The 1561-nt window shown below is 60.9% G+C and carries 1 protein-coding gene; it reads left to right on the top strand.

Translation table 11 applies throughout. The annotated features are described in order from the left end of the window. Nucleotides 1-95 precede the first annotated feature (95 nt). Nucleotides 96-1400: an IS1380-like element ISPa33 family transposase gene (locus G7020_RS23730; protein ID WP_010793081.1), complete on the top strand. Its 1305-nt coding sequence runs from the start codon at nt 96-98 to the stop codon at nt 1398-1400. The last annotated feature ends 161 nt before the right edge of the window (nt 1401-1561 follow it).

Raw genomic sequence — 1561 nt, 5'->3', positions numbered from 1 at the left:
CCCGGATTTCTCATGACCGCATAAACAAAAACGGCTGAAAGCCTTATGATTCTTGTCGCCAAACAAAGCCCCATAAGTCTTCAGCCGCGCACAAAATGCTACCAGAAAAACTCCACTTTTCACCCCTCTCTCGCCGCCTCGTCGAGGCCTCTTTCACCGGTGGTCACATCACCTCGGATGCGGGCTTGTTGCTGCTGCGCGAGGTCGACCGGCAACATGGCTTGACCCGCCGCCTGGCCAAAATCGTTCCCGATCGGCGTGATCCTGGGCGTGTCCAGCACGGACTGCAGACACTGCTCGCCCAGCGTATCTATGCACTGGCCGCCGGCTACGAGGATCTCAACGATCATGACGGCCTGCGCCATGACTACGCGCTGCAGACTGCGGTCAACCGCCTGCAACCGCTGGCCGGCAAATCCACTCTGGGGCGCCTGGAACAGCAAGCCGATCGCGAAACGGTGGTGCAAGCCCATCGCCTGCTGTGGGAGCACTTCATCGCCCAGCATGACCAGGCGCCGGCTGAGATCGTGCTCGACTTCGATGCGACCGATGTGCCGGTGCATGGTGATCAGGAAGGGCGCTTCTTCCATGGCTATTACGACCATTACTGCTTCCTGCCGCTCTATGTGTTCTGTGGTCGCCATCTGCTGGTGAGCTATTTGCGCCCGAGCAACATCGATGGCGCCCGACACAGTTGGGCCATCCTGGCACTGCTGGTCAAGTTCATTCGCCGCTTCTGGCCAGAGACCCGCATCGTGTTCCGCGGTGACGGCGGTTTTTGCCGACATCGCATGCTCGACTGGTGTGACCGCAAGCAGGTGGATTATGTGGTGGGTCTGGCCCGCAACACCCGCCTGCAGCGGATGGCGGCGCCGGCCATGCAAGCTGTCGCCGAGGCCTACCAAGAAACCGGGCAGAAGATGTCCGGCGTGTATCGCTTCCTCTATCAGGCCGGTAGTTGGCGTAGGCGCCGCCTGGTCGTGTCGCGCCTGGAACATGGCGAGCAGGGTGCCAATCCACGCTTCATCGTCGTGTCCCGCTTTGCCGAGGATGCTGCCCAGCAGTACTACGAAGACTACTGCGGCCGTGGCGACATGGAGAATCGGATCAAGGACCAACAGTTGGATCTGTTCGCCGACCGCACCTCCAGCCCACGCTGGTGGACCAACCAGTGGCGGCTGATGCTGTCGGCCTTTGCCTATGTGCTGTTCGAACGGCTACGCGATCATCTCCAGGGCACCGCATTGGCGCGCATGAGCATCCATAACCTGCGCTTGAAACTGCTCAAGATCGGTGCGGTGATCATTCGCAACAGCCGGCGCATCCGCGTGCTGATCAGCGAGGCCTATCCGCATCAGGAACTCTTTGCGGGGCTGGTTGCCCGCCTCAAGCCGACCTGAACAGGCGGGCGCCCCCGGCCCGGCTCAATGGGGGAAAGGGGGCAGTGCGCCCCATACGCGGGAATTGAATAAAAAACGATCAATTTTTAGCGGTGGAAGGCAGGTTGTTGATACACCGAGGCTTCACCGGCCACGCCTGCCGGCCTCATGAGAAATCCGGG

Source organism: Stutzerimonas stutzeri, assembly GCF_013522825.1.
In the GTDB taxonomy this organism is placed as follows: Bacteria; Pseudomonadota; Gammaproteobacteria; order Pseudomonadales; family Pseudomonadaceae; genus Stutzerimonas; species Stutzerimonas stutzeri_AK.
This window is presented reverse-complemented; position numbering and strand designations above follow the sequence as displayed.

Coding starts and splice junctions, on each gene's coding strand:
- G7020_RS23730 (WP_010793081.1), top strand. CDS start 96: ATGCTACCAGAAAAACTCCACTTTTCACCCCTCTCTCGCCGCCTCGTC.